This window comes from Spiroplasma endosymbiont of Cantharis rufa, from assembly GCF_964019665.1.
In the GTDB taxonomy this organism is placed as follows: domain Bacteria; phylum Bacillota_I; class Bacilli_A; order Mycoplasmatales; family Mycoplasmataceae; genus Spiroplasma_A.
Map to the genome: position 1 here is coordinate 102,082 of NZ_OZ026459.1, position 22,586 is coordinate 124,667.

The 22,586-nt window shown below is 25.5% G+C and carries 19 protein-coding genes; all 19 read left to right on the forward strand.

Annotated elements, in window-relative coordinates; all coding sequences use genetic code 4:
• Positions 1–14: 14 nt before the first annotated feature.
• The 19 genes from AACL15_RS00475 to AACL15_RS00565 all read left to right on the forward strand — a co-directional run bounded on the left by AACL15_RS00475 (position 15) and on the right by AACL15_RS00565 (position 22,583).
• Positions 15–983, forward strand: coding sequence for a glycosyltransferase family 2 protein (locus AACL15_RS00475; RefSeq protein WP_339034309.1), 969 nt, complete (start codon positions 15–17; stop codon positions 981–983).
• 15 nt (positions 984–998) lie between these two features.
• The gene (locus AACL15_RS00480) at positions 999–1,670 is read left to right on the forward strand and encodes an RDD family protein (RefSeq protein WP_339034311.1); all 672 of its coding nucleotides are present in this window, start codon (positions 999–1,001) and stop codon (positions 1,668–1,670) included.
• Entirely contained in the window at positions 1,663–2,838 is a 1,176-nt protein-coding gene (locus tag AACL15_RS00485) for a serine hydrolase domain-containing protein (RefSeq protein ID WP_339034313.1), read from the forward strand. The genes AACL15_RS00480 and AACL15_RS00485 overlap by 8 nt, the downstream gene beginning before the upstream one ends.
• A gap of 71 nt (positions 2,839–2,909) precedes the next feature.
• On the forward strand, positions 2,910–5,081 hold the full coding sequence (locus AACL15_RS00490) for an ATP-dependent helicase (protein WP_339034315.1): 2,172 nt from the start codon (positions 2,910–2,912) through the stop codon (positions 5,079–5,081).
• Positions 5,082–5,166: 85 nt separating this feature from the next.
• Positions 5,167–5,430 (forward strand): HPr family phosphocarrier protein, encoded by a 264-nt coding sequence (locus AACL15_RS00495; RefSeq protein WP_339029804.1) that lies wholly within the window; start codon positions 5,167–5,169, stop codon positions 5,428–5,430.
• A 512-nt stretch (positions 5,431–5,942) separates the two neighbouring features.
• The gene (gene nrdF, locus AACL15_RS00500) at positions 5,943–6,965 is read left to right on the forward strand and encodes a class 1b ribonucleoside-diphosphate reductase subunit beta (RefSeq protein ID WP_339034317.1); all 1,023 of its coding nucleotides are present in this window, start codon (positions 5,943–5,945) and stop codon (positions 6,963–6,965) included.
• A 3-nt stretch (positions 6,966–6,968) separates the two neighbouring features.
• Complete coding sequence (gene nrdI, locus AACL15_RS00505) at positions 6,969–7,424, forward strand: class Ib ribonucleoside-diphosphate reductase assembly flavoprotein NrdI (protein ID WP_339034319.1); 456 nt, start codon at positions 6,969–6,971, stop codon at positions 7,422–7,424.
• Positions 7,425–7,428: 4 nt separating this feature from the next.
• A complete protein-coding gene (gene nrdE / locus AACL15_RS00510; RefSeq protein ID WP_339034322.1) occupies positions 7,429–9,594 on the forward strand; it encodes a class 1b ribonucleoside-diphosphate reductase subunit alpha in 2,166 nt (721 codons plus the stop codon).
• Between the two features lie 141 nt (positions 9,595–9,735).
• Positions 9,736–10,485 carry an ABC transporter ATP-binding protein gene (locus tag AACL15_RS00515; protein ID WP_339034324.1) on the forward strand — a complete coding sequence of 250 codons (750 nt, stop codon included), beginning with the start codon at positions 9,736–9,738 and terminating at the stop codon, positions 10,483–10,485.
• A gap of 1 nt (position 10,486) precedes the next feature.
• Positions 10,487–12,565, forward strand: coding sequence for a hypothetical protein (locus tag AACL15_RS00520; protein ID WP_339034326.1), 2,079 nt, complete (start codon positions 10,487–10,489; stop codon positions 12,563–12,565).
• Between the two features lie 14 nt (positions 12,566–12,579).
• Positions 12,580–13,329, forward strand: a complete 750-nt coding sequence (locus AACL15_RS00525) for an ABC transporter ATP-binding protein (RefSeq protein WP_339034328.1) — start codon at positions 12,580–12,582, stop codon at positions 13,327–13,329.
• Position 13,330: 1 nt separating this feature from the next.
• Entirely contained in the window at positions 13,331–15,205 is a 1,875-nt protein-coding gene (locus AACL15_RS00530; protein ID WP_339034329.1) for a hypothetical protein, read from the forward strand.
• Between the two features lie 17 nt (positions 15,206–15,222).
• On the forward strand, positions 15,223–17,268 hold the full coding sequence (locus AACL15_RS00535; RefSeq protein ID WP_339034330.1) for an ABC transporter ATP-binding protein: 2,046 nt from the start codon (positions 15,223–15,225) through the stop codon (positions 17,266–17,268).
• A gap of 1 nt (position 17,269) precedes the next feature.
• Entirely contained in the window at positions 17,270–17,923 is a 654-nt protein-coding gene (locus tag AACL15_RS00540; protein WP_339034332.1) for a hypothetical protein, read from the forward strand.
• 76 nt (positions 17,924–17,999) lie between these two features.
• Positions 18,000–19,718, forward strand: coding sequence for a phosphoenolpyruvate--protein phosphotransferase (gene ptsP, locus AACL15_RS00545; protein ID WP_339034333.1), 1,719 nt, complete (start codon positions 18,000–18,002; stop codon positions 19,716–19,718).
• Positions 19,719–19,802: 84 nt separating this feature from the next.
• On the forward strand, positions 19,803–20,279 hold the full coding sequence (locus AACL15_RS00550; protein WP_339034334.1) for a PTS glucose transporter subunit IIA: 477 nt from the start codon (positions 19,803–19,805) through the stop codon (positions 20,277–20,279).
• Between the two features lie 101 nt (positions 20,280–20,380).
• Positions 20,381–20,677 carry a hypothetical protein gene (locus tag AACL15_RS00555; protein ID WP_339033477.1) on the forward strand — a complete coding sequence of 99 codons (297 nt, stop codon included), beginning with the start codon at positions 20,381–20,383 and terminating at the stop codon, positions 20,675–20,677.
• 173 nt (positions 20,678–20,850) lie between these two features.
• Entirely contained in the window at positions 20,851–21,519 is a 669-nt protein-coding gene (locus AACL15_RS00560) for a DDE-type integrase/transposase/recombinase (protein WP_339033475.1), read from the forward strand.
• A 104-nt stretch (positions 21,520–21,623) separates the two neighbouring features.
• Positions 21,624–22,583: a CPBP family intramembrane glutamic endopeptidase gene (locus AACL15_RS00565; protein WP_339034335.1), complete on the forward strand. Its 960-nt coding sequence runs from the start codon at positions 21,624–21,626 to the stop codon at positions 22,581–22,583.
• Positions 22,584–22,586: the final 3 nt, after the last annotated feature.

Consider the following 22,586-nt stretch of genomic DNA (forward strand, 5'->3'; position numbering starts at 1 on the left):
TAGGGGGGCATTCTATGTTAGTATCATTTGTTCTTACATGACAAGATATTGAAGAAAATATAGACGCTACATTACAGAGTATTTTAGATCAAAGTGAAAATGATTATGAAATAATTTTAATTGCAGATAAAATGCTAGAAAGTAATGAGCAACTTTCAATATCAAGAAAATATTTTTGAGATATTGAAAATATAAAAATAGTTATAAATAGTTCAATTCAAGGGGCTTCGGTTTGTTGAAATACAGCAATTGATTTAGCAGATGGTGAGTACATACATTTTATATCTCAAGGAGATAAAATTAATCCTAATTTTATTAGTCTATTAAAAAAAGAATTAGGAAAATATAAAAATCAAGAGATTGATATTTTAGAATATACCACTCAATTAACTGGTTTATCGGATAAATGTATTGATACTTTTTTAGAAAAAGGCAAAATTTATAATTTAAATAATGAATTTCAACCATTTGCTTATTTAAGTAGTACTCTATCAAATAAATTATTTAAAACAAATTTATTAAAGGAATTTGGTTTTAAATTTAGAAGATTTGTAAGATATGATATGTTATTTGCATATAAATTTTTAGGACAAGCAAGTTCTTATTTATTTTTAAACATAAAAGAACCTTTAGAAGAAATGAACTTGCAAAAAGTTCAATATTCAGTTTTTGACTTAGTTAATCAATGAACTCATATTTTAAATTATTTTAGAAGAATTGGTAAATTTAAAAATTTAAAAGATTATTTAAATTATGCTTATTATAAAACTATGATACATATATGATTATGAAATATTAGAAAATTTGATAATAAATTATTAATTAAAAAGGCATCTAGTTTTGCAACTAGAAAATTTGAAGATAAAAGAGAAGAATTTATGAAAAATAATAAAGCTTTTCTAGAGACCAAGGATGAAAAATTTAAAGAGGTAGTAATAGACTTTTCGTCATATATGAAAGGCCTATTAAAATTAGCAAAATAAAGGGAATGGTTTTTAATGACAAATCAAAATAATAAAAAAGATTTTTCTCATAATTTGGTAAAGCCACATTTAGGAAGAATCTTTTTTGCAAGACTTTTTGATATCATTATCTGTTCAATTCCAACTTTACTATTGTCATTTTTAAATCCTATCCATGATTTAAAAAGTCTACTTATAAATATTCCTGTAAGCCAAATAGTATTATTTTTTTACTTTGTACTTTTACCATACTTATGTAAAGGCAATACTTTGGGAAAATTAATTTTTAATTTAAGATTAAAAAAAATAAATAATGAAAAAATAAGAATATCAGAAATGTTCTTAAGAGAATTATATTTTCTATATGTTCCTTTATTTTTTTTATTAATTATTCAAATTATTATGGGAGTTATTCTTTTTACTACTCCAAAAGATTCTGATAATATGATTCTTTTAAAAATAATAAATAATATAGGATATACTTTTTTAGCAATGTGATTTATTTATATTCCTTTAACAATCTATTTACAAAAAGATAATATTGCTTCTATAGATCTAAAATTAAAAATAAGAGCTTATTTTTTAGAAAAAATAGTAGTTGTGGAAAAAAAATATGAGAGTATTAATCATATTCATTTACAAAAAAATAGACCAGGTAAAATTGATTTGGAAGAAATAAAAAAAATAACAGGAGAAGAAGATGAATAATTTTGAAAATACTAAAAAGAAATTGATAGAATTAATTGAAAAAAAATATTTTACAGGAGCAGTTTTAAAAATTAATAAAAATAAAAAAAGCATTTTTTCATTTTCTTATGGAATTAATGATATAGATACAAAATCTGAAATGAATGAGAATTTGATTTTTAGGGGTTATTCACTAACAAAAACCGTAACAGTGGCTGCATTTTTAACTTTAATTGATGAGAAGGTAATAAATTTAAATGATCCTCTACATAAATTTTTTCCTGAATTTAAAAATATTAAAGTTTTAAATAGTCAAAATAATAATGAAATAGTTGATGCTAAGAATGCAATTTTAATTAAGCATTTATTAACAATGACTTCAGGATTAGCATATTTTGGAAATAAAACCATAACCCAAAAACAGACAACCCTACTATTATCAGAATTTGCAAAACCAATTGATGGTAAATTTATGGATTACCCTACTTTTATAAATAAACTTTCAAAAATACCTTTAGAATTTGAACCAGGAACAAATTGAAGATATGGTTTATCACTAGATGTTATTGCAGCTGTAATAGAAAAAGCTACATCAATGAGTTATAGAGATTTTGTAAAGCAAAGAATATTTGACAGGTTACAAATGTTAGACAGCGATTTCTACTTAAAAGATAGAAAAAGAGAGGCGAAAGTTTATAATTGAAGTTTATTAAAAGATAAGCCCATTTTAGAAAAAGTTGAGAATTTCAATTTTTTTATTCAAGAAATTGACAATGTTCCAAAAATGCCAATGGGTGGAGCTGGTTTATTTACAACAGTAGGAGATTATTTAAAGTTTTTGGATTTTTTAATTGATGGAAAAGATTTAAAGGGAAATCAAGTAATTAGTGAAAAAATTTTAAAAGAAATGACAACAGATAGACTAAAAAACTTGAGATCAAATTTTAGATGAACTTTAAATGAAGACTATAGTTATGGTTATGGTGTTAGAGTAAGAATAGAAAATAATAACTTTCCACTGACTGAAATTGGAGAATTTGGCTGAGATGGTTTATTAGGATCTACTGCATTAGTTGATCCTTTAAATAAATTTAGTGTATGCTTAATGTTAAGTTCCAAACCAGGACACAATAAATTAATTGAATCAGAATTTTTTGAAAAACTTTATCAAGACTTAAAAAGTATTTAAATTATTATTTTAATTTCTGAAGTTTTATCTCTAAAAATTGATATTATAAAAAAGTTATAGGAGTTATTTACATGATAAAAGAACTATTAAAAGAATTAAATGATGAGCAACTTGACTCAGTAATTACTACTGATGTGCCTGTAAGAATAATAGCAGGAGCTGGAAGTGGTAAAACAAGAGTTATAACAACAAAAATAGCATATCTAATTGAAAAGGAGGGAATTTATCCCTCAAAGATATTAGCAGTTACTTTTACAAATAAGGCAGCTCAGGAAATGAAAGATAGAGTTAGTAAAATAATTCCAAATTTAGATAGAAGTCCTTTAATTACAACATTTCACTCTTTTTGCGTTAGAGTGCTTAGAGAAGATTGTGAAGATATTGGTATATCAAATGACTTCACTATTATTGATGCTTCAGATCAAGCAAAAATAATTAGAGATATAATTAAAAAACTCGATATTAGTACAGAAAAAAATAGGCCAGAAAGAAAAATTCTATCTAAAATTAGCAATTGAAAGTCGAAACAAATTGATTGGAATGAAGCATATGAAGAAACTTTTAATTTTGAAGAAAAGAAATGAGCAAAAGCTTATAGAGATTATCAACAATATTTATATGAAAAAAATTATCTGGATTTTGATGACTTAATTTTAAAAGTTCATAAACTATTCAATGATAATATAAATATAAGAGAAAAATGAAGAAATAGATTTGACTATATAATGGTGGATGAGTTTCAAGATACAAATTATATACAATTTGATTTAGTAAAATGATTAACAGGCAAAAAAAATAACTTGACAGTTGTTGGAGATCCAGATCAAACTATTTATTCATGAAGAGGTGCGAAGGTAAATATTATTCTTAATTTTAGAAATGAGTTTTCAAACTCTCGTACAATAATACTAAATGAAAATTATAGGTCAACAAAACCAATTTTGGATATTGCAAATAACTTTATTGATAACAATAAAAATAGGGAAAAGAAGGATATTTTTACTCAAAAAAAAGAGGGCGAAATAGTTCAAGTTAAGGAAGTTGCTTCAAGAAACTTTGAAGCAAAATTTGTATCTAAAAAAATAAAAGAACTTGTTGAGGAAAATAATTATAAGTATTCAGATATTTTTGTTCTATATCGAACAAATGCATGGTCTCAGGAATTCGAAAAGGAATTTCAAAATCAAAAAGTTCCTTTTCAGCTTATTGGAGGGTTTAAATTTAGAGATAGAAAAGTAATTAAAGATGTAACTGCTCTTCTACGAACAGTTGTATTCAAAGATGATTTATCTATGGAAAGAGTTTTTACATTTACTCCTAAAGTCGGAACTGTAACAGCCTCAAAATTAAAAGCAGCATCAGAGCAATTAAATTTAAGCTTATTTGATTTATTAACAACAAAAAGTCAAGAAGTTAATCAAATATCAAAAAATTTAAATGAACTTATAGAGTGTTTAAAAAATGCAAGAAAAATATTTGAAGAAAATAAAAGTATATTAAAATTAACAGAAACTCTAATTAAAGAATCTGGTTATAGAGATCGCCTGGATTTAAAAGATAAAGAAGATATTGAAGCATTACAAAACTTAGAAGCATATTATGATCAAATGGAAAAATATGATACTTACTATAACGAAACTAAAAATGACTTAAATAGAGCAGTTATCTTTTTACAAGAAGAGGCTTTATCAAGTGATGAAGAAAATCAAAATGAAATAAATAAGGTTACGCTATTAACAATTCACTCTGCAAAGGGATTAGAAAATAAGGTTGTATTTATTGTGGGTCTAAACAAAGATGTATTTCCATCAAAAATGAGTTTTTTATCGATTGAAAATCTAGAAGAAGAAAGAAGAGCATTTTATGTTGCAATTACAAGAGCTCAGGAAAGACTTTTTATATCTTATGTTTCAGGAGAATATTCTTATATATCTAATGGTGAATTAGGACCTTCTAGATTTATTCAAGAACTTAATCCTGAATTATATGAAATAGAAAAAAGCATTTATTTTCACTCTAATACTGATGTTTCAAGTACTTATAAAGGAAAAGCGAATTTAGAACTAAAACCTGATAAATTAGAAGCTGGTGTAGTTAAAGGCAATAAAATAAGGCATATGATTTTTGGAGATGGACTAGTAATTAAAATTATTGATAGATATATTTCAGTGGCTTTTACAGATCCAAAGCAAGGAGTTAAAATGATACCAATAAACTCTGCTTCTTGAGAAAAAATAGAATAAAATTAATTAATTAAAATTTAAAGCTTCTTTTTTATTGTATATCTAACATTTTTATATACAATAATATTGTTAAGGAGGATAATATATGACTTCATTCACAGCTAAAGTAATTGATCCAGTTGGATTACATGCAAGACCTGCATCAGTTTTAACAAAAGAAGCTTCAAAATACGCATCAGAAATTAAAATAAAATGTGGAGATAAAGAAGGTAATTTAAAATCAATTATGAATGTTATGGCATTAGCAGTTAAAACCGGTGCTGAAATTACAATTGAAGCAAATGGCCAAGACGAAAACGAAGCTATTGAGGCAATTGAGAAAGCAATGAAAGATAACTCAATTATCTAGTATTAATAAGCCTTGATGAGGCTTTTTTTATTCTTAACATTTTATTTTAGAAAAAAAATCTTATTTAGAGAAATTAAATAAATTATTTTCTTAAATTTTTTTGAAAAAACTATACCTTTTTTAGGTTTTTTTAGTTATAACATTATAGAAATAAAAAACACAAATTTTCAAATAAAGGATATCAACGGATTTAACTTAGGGCGTTAAGGATAAATGCCTAGAAGTAGTATAAATGAGTGAGTTTATAACAATTAAGGTTAAACAAGGGGTTTTTTATATTAATCTTTTTATTGGCTTATAAAGGGATTAATATAGGATAATATTTTAACTACGATACAAATATAGTGTTTTTGTTTCACTTAATATTTATTTAGTAAAAATTGTTACGTGAAATAATCTACTTTTCTAGGTATCATTTTTGACAACCAAACTAAGTATAATTTATAATTACAGGCACTATTGTAGTGCATTATTCTATAAAAATAGAATTGAATGAAAGGCGAAAATAAAAAATGGCAAATAAAAAAAATCAATATTATTATGACTCACTTTCTCCAATTGAGTTTGCTATGAATAAATTCAATGGAAGAATGAGATCTATAAATTGAAATGTAATGAATGATGATAAGGATTTAGAAGTTTGAAATAGAGTTACACAAAATTTTTGATTACCTGAAAAAGTTCCAGTTTCAAATGACTTAGTTTCATGAAAAACACTAACTCCAGAATGACAAGAATTAGTAACAAGAACTTTTACTGGGCTTACTTTATTAGATACTATTCAAGCAACTGTTGGAGATGTTGCACAAGTATCAAACTCATTAACAGATCATGAGCAAGTTATTTATACTAACTTTGCATTTATGGTGGCCGTTCATGCAAGATCCTATGGAACAATTTTTTCAACTTTATGTTCAAGTGACCAAATTGAGGAAGCACATGAATGAGTAATTAATTGTGATAGTTTACAAGAGAGAGCAAAAGCATTAATACCATATTACACAGGAAATGATCCATTAAAATCAAAAGTTGCAGCGGCACTTATGCCAGGGTTTTTACTTTATGGAGGATTTTATTTACCTTTTTATTTATCAGCAAGAGGAAAATTGCCAAATACTTCAGACATTATAAGATTAATTTTAAGAGATAAGGTCATTCATAATTATTACAGTGGATACAAATATCAAAGAAAAGTTGAAAAATTATCTCCTGCAAAGCAAGCAGAGATGAAAAACTTTGTATTTGATTTACTATATGAATTAATAGAGTTAGAGAATAAATTTTTATATGAATTATATGATGGGTTCGGTATTGCAGAAGATGCTGTAAGATTTAGTTTATATAACGCAGGTAAGTTTTTACAAAACTTGGGTTATGAATCTCCATTTACAGAAGAAGAAACTAGAATTGAACCAGAAATATTTACACAATTATCAGCAAGAGCTGATGAAAATCATGACTTTTTCTCAGGTAATGGATCATCTTATGTTATGGGTGTAACTGAAGAAACATCTGATGAGGATTGAGAATTTTAATTAATGCATGACGATGTTATTAAAATATCAAATAAAGATATTAAAAAACCAAGGGGAAAAGTATTTGTTGTATACTTTTCTTCAGTGTCTAATAATACCCATAGATTTATGGAAAAACTAGATGTAAATGATGAAAGAATTCCCTATGAAATAGATGATCAACTAATTGTTCAAAAGGAATATGTTTTAATAACTCCAACTTATGCTGGAGGTGGCGGAGATACAAAAGGGGCTGTACCAGCTCAGGTTATAAGATTTCTAAATAATGAAAATAATAGAAATTTATGTAGAGGAGTAATAGCTTCTGGAAATACTAATTTTGGTGATACATTTGCAATTGCAGGTCCAATAATTTCTAAGAAGTTGAATGTTCCTTTATTATATCAATTTGAGCTTTTAGGAACTGCACATGATGTTGAGACAATAAGAAAAATCTTGGAAGATTTTTGAGAGGAATAAAATAATGAACAAAGATAATATAAAAAATCTTTCTGGTACAAATGAATCAGATGAGTATATAAAATTAAATGCTAGAGCAAAATTATTTGTGCCTGGTCAGGATAACTTTAAACTAGATATTCAGGCAGCAGAACTATATATGAAAGAACACATTGAACCAAACATGATGAAGTTTTCAACCACTAAAGAAAGAATTGATTACTTAATAAAAAATCAATATTATGATGAAGTAGTTATTTCTAAATATACAATTAAACAAATTGATGAATTAAACAATTATGCATATTCATTTAAATTTAAATTCCCTAGTTTTATGGGTGCATTAAAATTTTTTAATGCTTATGGTTTAAAAAGTTTTGATGGCAAAAAATATATTGAAACTTATGAAGATAGAGTACTTTTAAATGCACTATTTTTAGGTGGTGGAAATTTTGATAAAGCTAAAAATATTTTAAAACAAATAATATTAGGAAGATTTCAACCAGCTACCCCAACTTTTTTAAATGCAGGAAAAAAACAAAGAGGGGAATATGTATCATGTTACTTGCTTAGAATTGAAGATAACATGGAGTCAATTGCAAGAGCAGTTACAACATCTTTACAACTATCAAAGCGTGGAGGGGGAGTTGCAATTTGTTTAACTAATTTAAGAGAATTTGGTGCTCCAATTAAAAATATTGAAAATCAAGCAACAGGTGTAATTCCTGTGATGAAAATTTTAGAAGACTCATTCTCTTATGCAAATCAATTAGGTCAAAGACAAGGTGCTGGAGCTGTATACTTAAATGTTCATCATCCAGATATAATGTCATTTCTTGATACAAAACGTGAAAATGCTGATGAAAAAATTAGAATAAAATCCTTATCATTAGGAGTGGTAGTTCCAAATATAACTTTTGATTTGGCAAAAGAAAATAAAGATATGGCTCTTTTCAGTCCTTATGATGTTGAAAAAGTTTATAAGAAACCTTTCTCAGATATTTCAGTAACTGAGGAATATGAAAATATGCTAAAAAATAAAGATATTAAAAAGACATATATTAATGCTAGAAAATTATTTCAAGCAATTGCAGAATTACATTTTGAAAGTGGTTATCCTTATTTACTATTTGATGATACTGTAAATAATAATAATGCTCATCCAGTAGCTGGAAGAATTGTTATGAGTAACCTATGTAGTGAAATTGTTCAAGTCTCAACTCCAAGTGAATATAATTCGGATTTATCATTTAAGAAAACAGGTGAAGATATCTGTTGTAACTTGGGAAGTATGAATATTGCTAAAACAATGGAAAGTGGCGAAGAATTTTCAGATGTTATTTATAACTCAATTCTTGCTTTAGATCATGTTTCAAGAAATAGTGATTTATCAAGTGCACCTTCAATTGAAAATGGAAATAAAAATAATCATGCAGTTGGATTAGGTGCTATGAATTTACATGGCTTTTTATCAACAAATCACATTTACTATAATTCACCTGAAGCAATTGATTTTACAAATATGTTTTTTTATACAATGGCTTTTCATGCTTTTAAAGCCTCAAATAAATTGTCAAAGGAGTATGGTTCTTTTGCTGGATTTAAAATCTCAAAATTTGCAGATGGATCATATTTTAATAAATATACAGAATGTGAAAGTAATAAATGAGCTCCTCAATCAGAATTAATTAAAAATTTATTTAATAAATACAAAGTTTCAATCCCTACTCAAAAAGATTGAATAGAATTATCAAACGAAATTAAAAAAACAGGACTAGCTAATTCACACTTAATGGCAGTAGCCCCAACAGGTTCAATAAGTTATTTATCTTCTTGTACTCCAAGTTTGCAACCAGTAGTTGCACCAGTTGAAGTTAGAAAAGAAGGAAAACTTGGAAGAGTTTATGTGCCAGCTTATAAAATTGACTTTGAAAATATGGGTTACTATTCATTAGGAGCTTATGAAGTTGGTCCAGATCCTATTATTGATATTGCAGCTGCAGCTCAACAACATGTTGATCAAGCTATATCATTAACATTATTTATGACTGATCAAGTAACTACAAGAGATTTAAATAAAGCGTATGTAAGAGCCTTTAAAAAAGGATGTGCTTCAATATACTATGTTAGAGTGCGTCAAGAAGTTCTTGAAGATAGTGAAAATTATGAATGTGATGCATGTGTTATTTAAAATTTTTTTAAAAACATCTAAAAGAAATAGATAATAAAATAAATTTTGTTATCTATCAATTTTCTTAAAAGATGTTTTTTTTTTTTTTTTATATTAAAAAAGCAGTTTAATTAATTTACAATAGTTGTAAAGGGGAACGTTATGATTGAAATAAAAAATATAACCAGAAAATTAGGGAGTTTTGGTTTAAAAGATGTTAGTTTTACAATAAAAAAAGGCTCAGTTGTAGCTTTTGTAGGTGATAATGGTGCGGGTAAAACAACAACAATAAAAGCACTTTTTGGTGAACTTAAATTAGATAGTGGCGAAGTTTTAATTGACGGACAAAGTCTATTTAAAAATAATAATCTTTCAAAGGTGGCTTTTTTTCCAGACTCAAATAATGTGCCTTTGGATATAAGAGTTCATGAATATTTACATTATATCTGTGCTGCAAATAATATGAATAAAAATAGAACAGAGTTAAGTATTGATAATGTTTATAGATTATTAGAACTTAGACCGTATAAAGATAAAAAACTAAAGGAATTATCATCAGGTTGAAAAAAGAAGGCTATTATGGCAAGTGTTTTGGTTAGATCACCAGAGTATATTATTTTTGATGAACCAACAGCAAATGTTGATGTTGAATCAAAATTATACTTTATGAATATTTTTAAACTCCTATCAAAAGTTGGAATAACTATTTTAATTACAAGTCATATAATCGAGGAATTACAAGAACTTGCTGATTATCTGGTCTTAATTAAAAAAGGACAAATTGTGTACGCAAATGATTTTGATAGAAAGAAAGAACACATAATGGATATTTATAAAAAGCATATGAATGAACCAATTAAGGACTTACATATTCTAAGAGATTTATATCGAAATAAAGAGGAAAATAATTAATATGGAAAAATTGGTAGTAGACAAAAGTTTTAAAAAGAAAAATTTCAAGAATTTTACTTTACTTTATTCAATTAATTTAAAACTGACAATGAAAAATGTTGGTTCAATTATTAGTGGTTTAATATTTGCAATTGCAACAATAATTTTTTTTATAGTTGAATATACAGATATTATTAAAGCATCAGATATTTCAAGTTATTCATCGTTAAAATACTTTACTTTTTTAGTAAGTGGTATAACTATAATCTTTCATATATTATTAAATACGCTTTATCTATTTAAAAAACAAGTAAAAGACGGAATAGCATCTATTGAATTAAGAGCAGGATATAAAACTTGAAAATCTTATTTAATTAGAATTCTTATCACTTTTACTATAGCTTGTATTTATATAACAGTACCGTTAATGTTTGCTATCATTTTAAATTTAACCAGTTTAAATAATAGTGAGTTATTCTTTAATTTACATTATTCACAAACATTTTTCTTCTATTTTTTAGCTTTATTCTCAACTATTTTTATATCTTTGATAATGGTTGTTTTTAAAACTTCACTTGCAACTTTATTCTCAATGCTATTTATGATTACAATTGGATTAGCACCAATGTTTGCTTCAATAAAATTCATTATAAGTACTTCAAAGGCAGATAATTGAAAAACAAATATTAAAATGTTTTCTGCACAAGAATTTTATAATAATTTTAAAGAAGATAAAGAGCTATTTGATGATGATGATGGTAATGGTAAATCGTTATCTTTAAATGGAATGAATAGCTACTTGGTTAATGCTTTGGAACCTTTAAAACAATATGAAAAAGCTGAGGAAAATGAAGAAAGTTCTGAGGAAAAATTTTGATATAAAATTGTTCCTACAGATGATTTTTTCCCAGGGTGAAATTCAAAAAAATATTTAAGTAAAAATGAGTTTAATAATCATCAAAATTTTAATTATGAAAAGGCAACACATATTCTTCTTAAAAATATTGGTTATGGTCAAGTTTATTATAATTACAATGTTTTTGATGAAAACAAAGAAATACAACAACAATATTTACTAGAAAAAACACCTATTTGAAAAGTAATTGAAAAAATAAATAGAACTACATTAGAAAACAAAGATTCACTTATTTCTGAAAATGAAAATGAAATCCCTTCTTTATTTGTAAAAGATGAGTATTATAGCAATAGCAGCTGAAATAAAATAGAATCAAAGGATATAAATATAGATAATTTTGTAGATCAGCTCTCAAAGCTCTTACCTGAGTATTCAAATATGCTTGTATTTACTAAAAATTTTTATAATAAATATAAAACCTCAATTTTAGCTGATAATAAGGATACATATTCATCAGGAATAAAAGGCTATAATGAAATATTGGATTTGCCTATTATAGATAGTAGACCTTCAGATTATTATAAAACATTGGATTTTTTCTCTTGAAAAAAAATATATGAATTTGGCAATCAATCATATGATGAGAGTTTAACTGATGATTTTTGTAACTTAACATTAAGTTATGAAGGAGAGAGTACTTATTTAGAAATTTGTAAAAATAATAAAGTTATAGAACAAAATAACCAAATGGCAAAAGTATATAGAAAGTTTCCTGAATTGACAATTATTAATGCATTAATTATTAATTTATGAAAAGAATCAATGGAATTTGATGTGGTTAGACCATTAATTTTTAATGTTGAGTCTGTAACTATTGATGATGGTCTTTATTCTTACTTTAGTATTTCTAAAAAATCTAATACTTTAACTACAGATATATCTAGACATTTTGCAGCAATGTCAACTGGGCTATTCTCATCTAAATTATTAAATGATTCATATAATTCATTAAATAATGTTTTCTTCCAAGGTCAATTTTTAAATATAAAGAACATTTTTGATTTTGAAAACTCTAGTTCAGAAAATCAAATTAAGGGTTCCTCTATGAAACCTGTTTATGAAAAAAATAAAATTAAAAAAACAACGACATTTATAATACCACTTGCTTACTTTATCTATATTGTAATTATTATGCCATTTGGTTATGTTGGATATTTAGTTTTTAATAAGAAATCTAAATTATAGAGAGGAGCTTTAATATGATTGAAATAAAAAATATTACAAGAGATCTAGGTGGTTTTGTTATAAACCAAGTTAGTTTTACAATAAAAAAAGGATCAGTAGTAGCTTTTGTAGGTGATAATGGTGCTGGTAAAACAACAACAATTAAAGCTCTTTTTGGAGAATTAAAATTAGAACAAGGTGAAATATTAATGGATGGTAAAAGTATTTTTGAAGAACAAAATCTTCAAAGAATCGCTTTTTTTCCAGATTCGAATAGTGTTCCATTAAATATGAAATTAAAAGATTATGTTGCATATATTTGTGCAGTTAATAATATATCTAAAAATATAGCGAAAGAAAAAGCTGATAAGGTTTTTAAAATGCTTTCATTAGAACCATATATAAATAAGAAAATTAAAAGTTTAAGTGCTGGTTGAAAGAAAAGAGCTATTATGGCAAGTGTACTTGTAAGAACACCTGAATATATTGTTTTTGATGAACCAACAGCAAATGTTGATGTTGAAGCAAAATTATCCTTTATGAATATTCTTCATGAACTTTCTCAAATAGGAGTGACAATTTTAATTACTAGTCATATCTTAGAAGAACTTCAAGAAGTTGCAAACTATGTAGTTTTCATAAAAGAAGGAGAAGTTGTTTTGGAAAAAGATTTTGATAATAAAACTGAATCAATAGCCAAATTATATAAAGAGATAATGGCTGAAAAAAATAATGGTGAAAAACTTTTAAAAGAGATTTATATGATTAAGGAAATGGTGGTTTAATATGGACGCAATTAAAATTGAAGTTTCAAAAATTAAAAAACCAAAAGAATTTAATGGTTTTAGAACTTTATTTCTTATCAATCTTAAACGTTTGATTAGAAATAGAGCAATTTTATCTACAGCAATAATATCAATTATTGTAACTTTTATCTTTTCTTCAACAGCAGCAAGTTTTTTAAAAACTCCAATGGATGCTGTTAATACAGGAGTTATCTTTGTCTCAATTTCATTTATATGTGAGGTATTCTTCTTTATAGTATTTATGATTATAATTTCAACAGAATTAATAAAAAAACAAATGCAGGATGGTATTCAAAATATTGAAACAAGATCGGGTATTAAATTTCAAAAATCCTTTTTATTAAGATGATTTGTATTTATTACCTTTGTTGGTGGAGTAGCACTTATAAATTCTGCTATAAAAATAATTATATCCTCTTCAATTGTGTTTAAATTCGATTTAATATCAGGCATTATTTTAAGTAACTGTGTATTTTATTTTTTTCTAACTATTGCTTGAAGTCCTATTGTATTTTTAATAACAATTATTTGTTCTATTGCTTGAAGTGTAATGTTAAATATAATGATTGCAATGATTCTTTGTTTATCTTCAATGTTTACTTCAATACCATCAATCATAGAATTTTCAAAGCCACTTAATTATGTTTCGGTTATGAAAACAAATTTAAAAATAAATATTTCTAAATCATTTTATGAATCATTTAAAGATGATGAAGCGGTTAACTCAATTTTCATAGACACAAAAGTTAATCAAGAGAACTCAATATTTTTAAGTGATGTTCAAAAAAATTTGAATTTAGAAACTTTAAATGCTGAAGATATTAGTTATTATAATTTATCAAATTTGAGTAAGCAAGAAGGAAAACCTTATAGTAATTTAATGAATGCATTATATGGGGGAGCGCCAAACCTTTATTATGAAGAGGATGAAGAAATTGAGACTGATGAAATAAAACCAGTACAAATTTTGCAAAATACAGAGATTTTTAAAATTTTAGATGAGATTTATCAAACTGTTTATGAAGGTATGAAATCAGACAATAATAAACCTACTATATCAAATCCTGGTTATCAAGGGGGTTATTTAAAATCTGATTATCAGAGTGAAACTGAATTTCATAATTTATCACCATTAATTAAATGATTAAAAAAACAAGAGGCAACAAAAAAATATAGTTCACTATTAAATTGAACAAACTCAATTTACTCTAAATATGTATTTGCTTTGTTAGCAACAAGAGATAATTTTGAAGGTAGTAGTTATGTATTTGCAAGTAATTTTAGTCACTTATCAAATTCAATTATTAATAATGATATAGAAGAAAATAATGAGATGTATAAAGTTTACTTAAGATATCCTGAATTAATAATTATCAATAATATTATTACAGAATCATGACTAAATAATATGTTCTGAAGAGGAGAACTTTATAATGCAGATTATGTTAGTTCAGCATCAGAAAAAAATAAATTTAAAAACCCTCAAGAAGCTTATAAAGCATATCAAAGTTGGGCAAATGAGTCTATTTTAAAAAATAATATTAACATTTTTCAACATTTTTCAACGATGCATAGTCAATTATTTGGGAGTTCCTTAAATAAAGATCTAATGTTCTCTTCTTCTGTATTGTCGTATTCAGGAATAACAACAGGTTATTCTAACTATGAAGATTTGGCTAGATATGATTTAAGAAAAAACGAAGGTAATGATGCTTTAAGTCCTATTTTTTCAAAAGTTAACTTAAAGAAAAAAGTTGGTTATAATGTTCCGGTAATTTATTTGATATACTTATTAATATCATTTGGTTTAAACTATTTGGCTTACTTAATTTGATCAAGAAAGTCAAAAATATAAAAAGGTAAAATAAGTAAATGAATAAAGATTTTTTTGTAAGATACATAGATGATGAATCATTAATTGAATATAAAGAAAAAACAGAATTTAAAAAAAGCAAAGGCTTTTTTGGACTCTGGTTTTTTTATTGAAAAAAACATAAATTAAAATCTATTTTTGCAATAACTTTTATAATTTTGGTTTCTTGTCTTTCTGTTTTTAATATACTAATAGCAAGACAAATAACTTCTATTCTAATTGGAGAGTCTTTAATAGAGACTTTAAATAATAAAGAATTATTATCTGAAATTATAAAAGGTCTAATTCCATTTATTGAAGAGGATCAAAAAGAGATTTTTCAAGAAATTGAAAAATTTATTCTAAGTAATGATTTGAAAATGCCAAAAGAACTTATTAATAATATTTTACAAAAATTTTATTTTGATTATTTAAGCTATGATGGTAAAAATGTGGTTGCTATCTTTTTCGGACTTTCTATTACAAAAATTCAATGAGTATATATTCTTTTGGCAACAATAGTATTTGTAATAATTTGTATGTATATAGCTTATTGTTTTTGTGGAATTATCAGTGAGGAAGCTCAAACTGATTTAAAAAATAAATTAATTAAGTCATTATTAACAAAAAATGTAGACTTTTATAATAAAAACTCTCAGGGTAAAATCACTGAAACAATAGTTAAAGATTGCAAAAATATTTCTGAGCAATTAAAAGTTGCTCCAATAATTTTATTATTTATAGTTTTTTCAACAATTGGATCTACAGCAATGCTAGTTTACATTGATAAATTAATTTCAATATTAATGTTTAGCTTAATACTAGTAGTAATGTTAATTGCTTTATTTGTAGTTTTACTTATTGCAAAACCAGTAAAAAAAAGTATGGAGGCCAAATCAAAAAGTGACTCTGAGATTACTGAAAAAATATCTGCAATAAGATTAATTAAATCAACAGGAACATGAGAAAAAGAAATTGAACATTTTAGTGAAGAAAATGAAAAGCAAAATAAGTATAATAAAAAATTAAATTTTGCAATATCTATAATCCCGGGAATTATAATTGGAGCTGTAGGATGTCTAACTTTATCATCAATAGTTTTTGGAGTTTTCATTTATGCTTCAGATACAAGTAAATTAATAACTGTTTTTTCTACATTTACTGCAGGTATTTTTGTTATGGTAACTCCAATATTTCAATTAAATACAATTCTCCAAAGTATCAGCTCAACAAATAAATCATCTCAAAATATTGCAAGTATTGTAAATAATGAAGACAACATAGTTGATATTAAAGAACCTAAATTTATTGAAAAAAAAGAAATAGAAAGCATTGTTTTTGAAAATGTTTCTTTTGCTTATCCAACTTCTACTGAGAATAATATTCTTAACAATTTATCAATAAGTTTTGAAAAAGGAAAATCATATGCTTTTGTTGGACCGTCAGGATGTGGTAAATCCACAGTTACAAGATTACTTTTAAGATTTTATGAAAATTATGAAGGTTCAATCAAAATAAATGGTGATATGGAATTAAAGGATATAGATTTAAAAAACTGACTTCAAAATATTGGTTATGTAGATCAAGAACCACAAATTCTTTCAGGAACTATTAAAGAAAATTTACTCTATGTTAAAAATGATGCCACTGATGATGAAATAATAGAAGCTTGTCAAAAAGCCAAACTTCATGATTTAATAATAAGTTGAGAAAATCAGTATGATACATTTTTATTTGAAAGAGGAAAACAATTATCAGGTGGTCAAAAACAAAGACTTGTTATAGCAAGAACTTTTTTAAAGAATCCAAGCTTAATTATTTTAGATGAAGCTACAAGTGCTTTAGATAATCTGGTTGAAAAGGAAATATCTATTGAACTGGATAAATTAATAGTAGGAAAAACTACAATAACAATAGCACATAGGTTAACTACAATTAAAAATTATGACAAAATTTTTGTATTAGACTCATTTAAAAAGATTGCACAAGTTGGAACCTTTAACGAGTTAATAAAAAAAGAAGGTTTATTTAAGGATTTATATGAAGTAGATAAGGGAGAAGAATAAAATGATAAAAATTAAAAATATTTTTAATGCAAAAAATAATTGAAAAACTACATTTATTTTATATTTAATTTTGTCTTTACTTTCAATTCTTATATTATTTTTTATGCCTATGGTATTTGAAACTGAAAGTGGAAACCTTATAAAATTAAATCTAATTGGTAAAAAGGAGGGTTCAATTTATTTTGCACAAAAACAAATAGAGAATTATGAGGCTAAAATTTTATGAGATTTTGATTATACTTTTATTTTATTTACATATCAAAATCTTTGAAGTTATTTTGGTTGATTCTTTTTTCTTCTTTTACTTACTTTAAATCACTTTAATTTATTAAAAAAAACTGGTGGTACTAGAAGGATTGCGAGTGCATCAATTATTTTAATAGTCTCATTTTTCTTATTAATTGGTACAATAAATTATATGGTAGCCTATGTTCAATGAATTGATGCATATGGGAAGATTACTGAACAAGTTTTGCAAAAGGCAAGATTAGGAAAATTGAAACAAGCATTAATGTTTATTGTTGCAACAATTTTTATAATTATGAGCTGTTACAATATTTATGTAGAAAAAAAAGTAACATATAAGGTCAATAAGGAAATAATTGAAAAAATCAGAAATAAAAAATCAAAAAAGTTAGAAACAACTAATAATTAGTTGTTTTTTATATTCTGTTTACACTCTATATATGCAATATTTGTTATAATATATTTGTTTTAAAGGAGAGATTTTAATGTCTAAAAAAATGTCAGGAATTGGTGCAAGTAATGGTATATCAATCGCTAAGGTCTATATATTAGATGAGCAACCAATAATTATCTCAGATGTAATACCAAAAAATATTGAATCGGAATTAACTCTTGTAACTTCATCAATTGCAAAAGCTAAAGTTGATTTAGAAAATTTGCAAGTAGTTGCAAAAGAAAAACTAGGGGAAGAAAAGGCAGCTATTTTTGAAGCTCATGCTTCAATATTGGAAGATCCAGCAATGGCAGAAGAATTTACAACTTTAATTAAGGATAAAAATTATAATGCTGCAAAAGCTATTAAAGAAGTAACCGATAAGTATATGGCCATGTTCGAAGCAATGGATGATGAATATTTTAAAGAAAGAGCTGCAGATATTAAAGATGTAACTGAAAGATTAATTAGATATGTTTTAAATCTCCCTGTAGCAGATTTAGCAACAATTAGTGAAGAAGTTATTATTGTTGCTGAAGATTTAACTCCATCTCAAACTGCACAATTAAATCCAAAATTTGTAAAGGGTTTTGCATGTAATATTGGAGGAAGAACTAGTCATGCTGCTATTATGGCAAGAAGTTTAGAAATTCCTGCAGTTTTAGGTTTAAAAACTATTTTACGTGACGTGAAGGATAAAGATATTTTAGCAATAAATGGTGAAACTGGTGATATTGAAATTAATCCATCAGATAAAAATCAATGAAAAAAATTGGCGGAAAGCTTTGAAAAAGAAAAAGAAGAATTAAAAAAATTAAAAGATAAGCCAACTTTAACTAAAGATGGCTTTGAGGGCTTTATTTTAGAGGGAAATATTGGAAGTCCTAAGGATGTAGAATCTGTTCTTGAAAATGGTGGAGAAGGAATAGGTTTATTTAGAAGTGAATTCTTATACATGGACAATGATCATTTTCCAACAGAAGAAGAGCAATTTGTTTCATATAAAAAAGTTGTTGAAGATATGAAGGGCAAAATCACTATTATTAGGACTTTAGATATTGGTGGCGATAAAAAGTTATCATACTTCTCATTCCCACACGAAATGAACCCATTTTTAGGATACCGTGCAATTAGATTTACTTTAGATAGAAAAGATATTTTTAGAGATCAAATAAGAGCTTTACTACGAGCTAGTGCTTTTGGTCCAGTAGGAATAATGTTTCCAATGATAGCAACAATTGATGAATTTTTAGCTGCAAAAAAATTTACATTAGAATGTAAAGCAGAATTAAAAAAAGAAGGAATTAAAGTTGGAAAGGATTTACAAATTGGAATGATGGTTGAAATTCCAGCAGCAGCAGTCAATGCTGAAAATTTTGCTAAACATGCAGACTTCTTCTCAGTAGGAACAAATGATTTAATTCAATATGCAATGGCAGCTGATAGAATGAGTGAAAATGTTACATACTTATATCAACCATATAATCCCTCAATTTTAAGATTATTAAAAATGACAATTGATGGTGCACACAAACATGGAAAATGAGCTGGAATGTGTGGAGAAATGGCAGGAGAACCAGATGCTCTTCCCTTATTAATGGGTTTAGGACTTGATGCGTATTCAATGTCAGCAACAAGTATTTTAAAGGCTAGAAGCATTATGTCAAAATTAACTTTAAAAGAAGTAAAACAATTAGCGGATAAAGCTTTGGAATGTGAAACTTCTTCTGAGGTTTTAAAATTAGTTAAAGAAGCAATGAAAAACAAGTAATTCATAAGAATTATTTTTTTTATTTAAAAATATAATAATAACATTTTTTTTATTGTAAAATAATCTTTAAGGAGAAGGTAAATTATGGGATTATTCACAAAAAATAAAAAGTTAGAAGTTTTTGCACCAGTTGATGGTGAAATTATTGACCTATCAAAAGTAGAAGATGAAGTATTTTCAGAAAAAATGCTTGGAGATGGAATAGCATTTATTCCTGATAATGGAGAATTTGTTGCACCAATAGATGGAAAACTTGTAACAGTTTTTCCAAGTGGTCATGCATATGGTATTGCAAACTCGAATGGAGTTGAAATATTGTTGCACATTGGTTTAGATACAGTTTCACTAAATGGTGAAGGATTTGATATTAAAGTAAAACAAGGATCAAATATTAAAGCTGGAGAATTATTAGTAAACGTAGATATGGCAAAGGTATCTAAAAAAGTACCTTCAATGAATACACCATTAATTTTTACAACTGATTCTATGAGTGGAAGAAAATATGAAGTTTTAAAAAGTGGTAAAGTAAAAAAAGGTGATTTAATAATTGAAGTTAAGTAATTTAAATATTTAAAAGATGTAGTGTAACCTTTTTTCGGACACATTTTAAAAATACTTTATATATTGATATAAAATATTTGTGAACGAAGAGAGGTTTTATTTTGACTAAGTATTCAATAAATCAAAAAATTGAATTAGTATTAAATTTTTATAAATCCAATTTATTATTAACGCAGTATTCAAAAGCAGTAGGAATTGATAAATCAAGATTAAAAAACTGAATAAAAATTTATGATGAAAATGGAAGAAATGGATTTAAAAAGTCCTTTAAAGCCAATAATGAGGAGATTATAAATTTAAAAAAAGAGCTTAAAAAATCAAAAAGAGAGAGTGAAGATTTCAAATTAAGAGATGAAATGTTTAAAGAATTAAGAGAAATGATTGATAGAAAGAAGTAAATAAGTGAGAGTTAAACACATTTAAATCAAAAGTAGTTTATAACTTTACAATTAAATACCCAAATATTGCAATTAGAAGACTTTGCAGACTAATTGATCTAGCAAAAAGTACTTACTATGATTGAATATCAAAAGGTAAACCAAAAATTAAGGCTATTAATTGAGATTTAGTTTTGAGAATTAATGATGTTTATAAAAATGAAGTTAAAATCTATGGATCTAGAAGATTATTGAAGTATTTAGATTTAAATTGTAGTCATAAAAAAATTCTGAGAATAATGAAGTTTCTAAAGTTAAAACCTAATAACTATAAAATAAAAAAGAATAAATCAGTTACTCCAGAAAAAATTGGTAAGTATCCTAGATTATTCAAATATCAAACAGATTTGAAAAAATATGGAGATATTTTCTCTGTAGATATTACAGAGAAAATAATAGCAGGATGCAAACTATATACTTGTGCTTTTTATCATGTAAACACTAAAAAAGTTTATGGTTTGGTAACTAAAAATATTAAAGGTATGAAATTAGTATTAGAGTCATTTTTTAATATGGTTAATGAGTTTGGAACTTTTAAACCAAACTCAATTATTCACTCTGATAATGGCTCAGAATTTAAATCTTATCAATATCGCTTAGCTACAATGTGATTTGGTTTTGGCTTAAGTATGTCTAGAATTGGTAGATCAACGGACAATGGATATATTGAAGGTTTTTGAAGTACTCTTAAAAGAGAAGCAATTAAGGAAGGATATAAATACAATGTTGTAAATGAATATATTTATAATTTGAAAATGTATCAATATTTTTATAATAATAATAGAGTTAGTTATAAAATATAGGTGTCCGAAAAAAAGGAACAGTACAAAATATTTAAAAGACCCTATTAGTTAGGGTTTTTTATTTTTTTAGAAGCTTTTTGGAGTAAAATTAAAAAGGTGATTTAATGAAAGAAAAGGTAAATAAATTTAGAGATAAGCACTTTAGTTTAAGCGAAGAGACAAAATTTAGATTTGATATATTAAATTATAAAACTGATGGAATGATTTTTATAACTTCCGTACTAATAGTTCCATTTATTTTGTCTCTATTTATTGCTCTGTTTGGTAATAATAATAAGGAAGTTTTTGCTCTTTTATACTTAATATCAGTTATTATTGGAATGGTTTTTAATATTTTAAGAAATGGACCTGGATTTTTTAAAGGTGGTTATTTTTGAATTTATCTACTAATTATAGGCCCGCAGATTGTTTTTATTTTTACTGGGCTTATAATGCTTTTAATTAATTCGGCTTTAAATAATGATGAAGAATTAATATCTGCCTTTTCTTCAATTCTGACTATGATTTTAACAGAGGTTATAATTATAATTTTAGCTATATTTTATGATAGAAAAATATTTAAAAGATTTAAAGAAACTTTAAAAAATAAATGAAAAGAGATTATTATAATAGGATTTGCAGGTACAGTAATATTGTATTTTGTTTCAACTTTTATATTTTTAAATTTAATTGAGACAAATTTAATTGGAGCTTCAGAAAGTGAGAATCAAAAAAAATTAATTGGTATACTGAGAGATAGTGATAAGTCAATTAAAATAACATATATTATCTTATTATTTATACTTACTGTAATTGTTGCTCCATTTTGTGAAGAATTATGTTTGAGAAATTGTTTTAATTTAAATGCTTCAAATAGATGATTAGGTTTTGTAGGAAGTGCAATGTTTTTCGGTTTCGTTCACTATGGATCTGCCTTTGATTTTCAACATATTCTTAGTTATTCTTCAGCGGGTTTTATATTATCAGGAGTATTTTTATTTACTAAAGGAAATATGACTTTCTCATGAATAGTGCACTTGCTAAATAACTTATTAGCATTTATTCTAATCTTATTTATTATTTAAAAA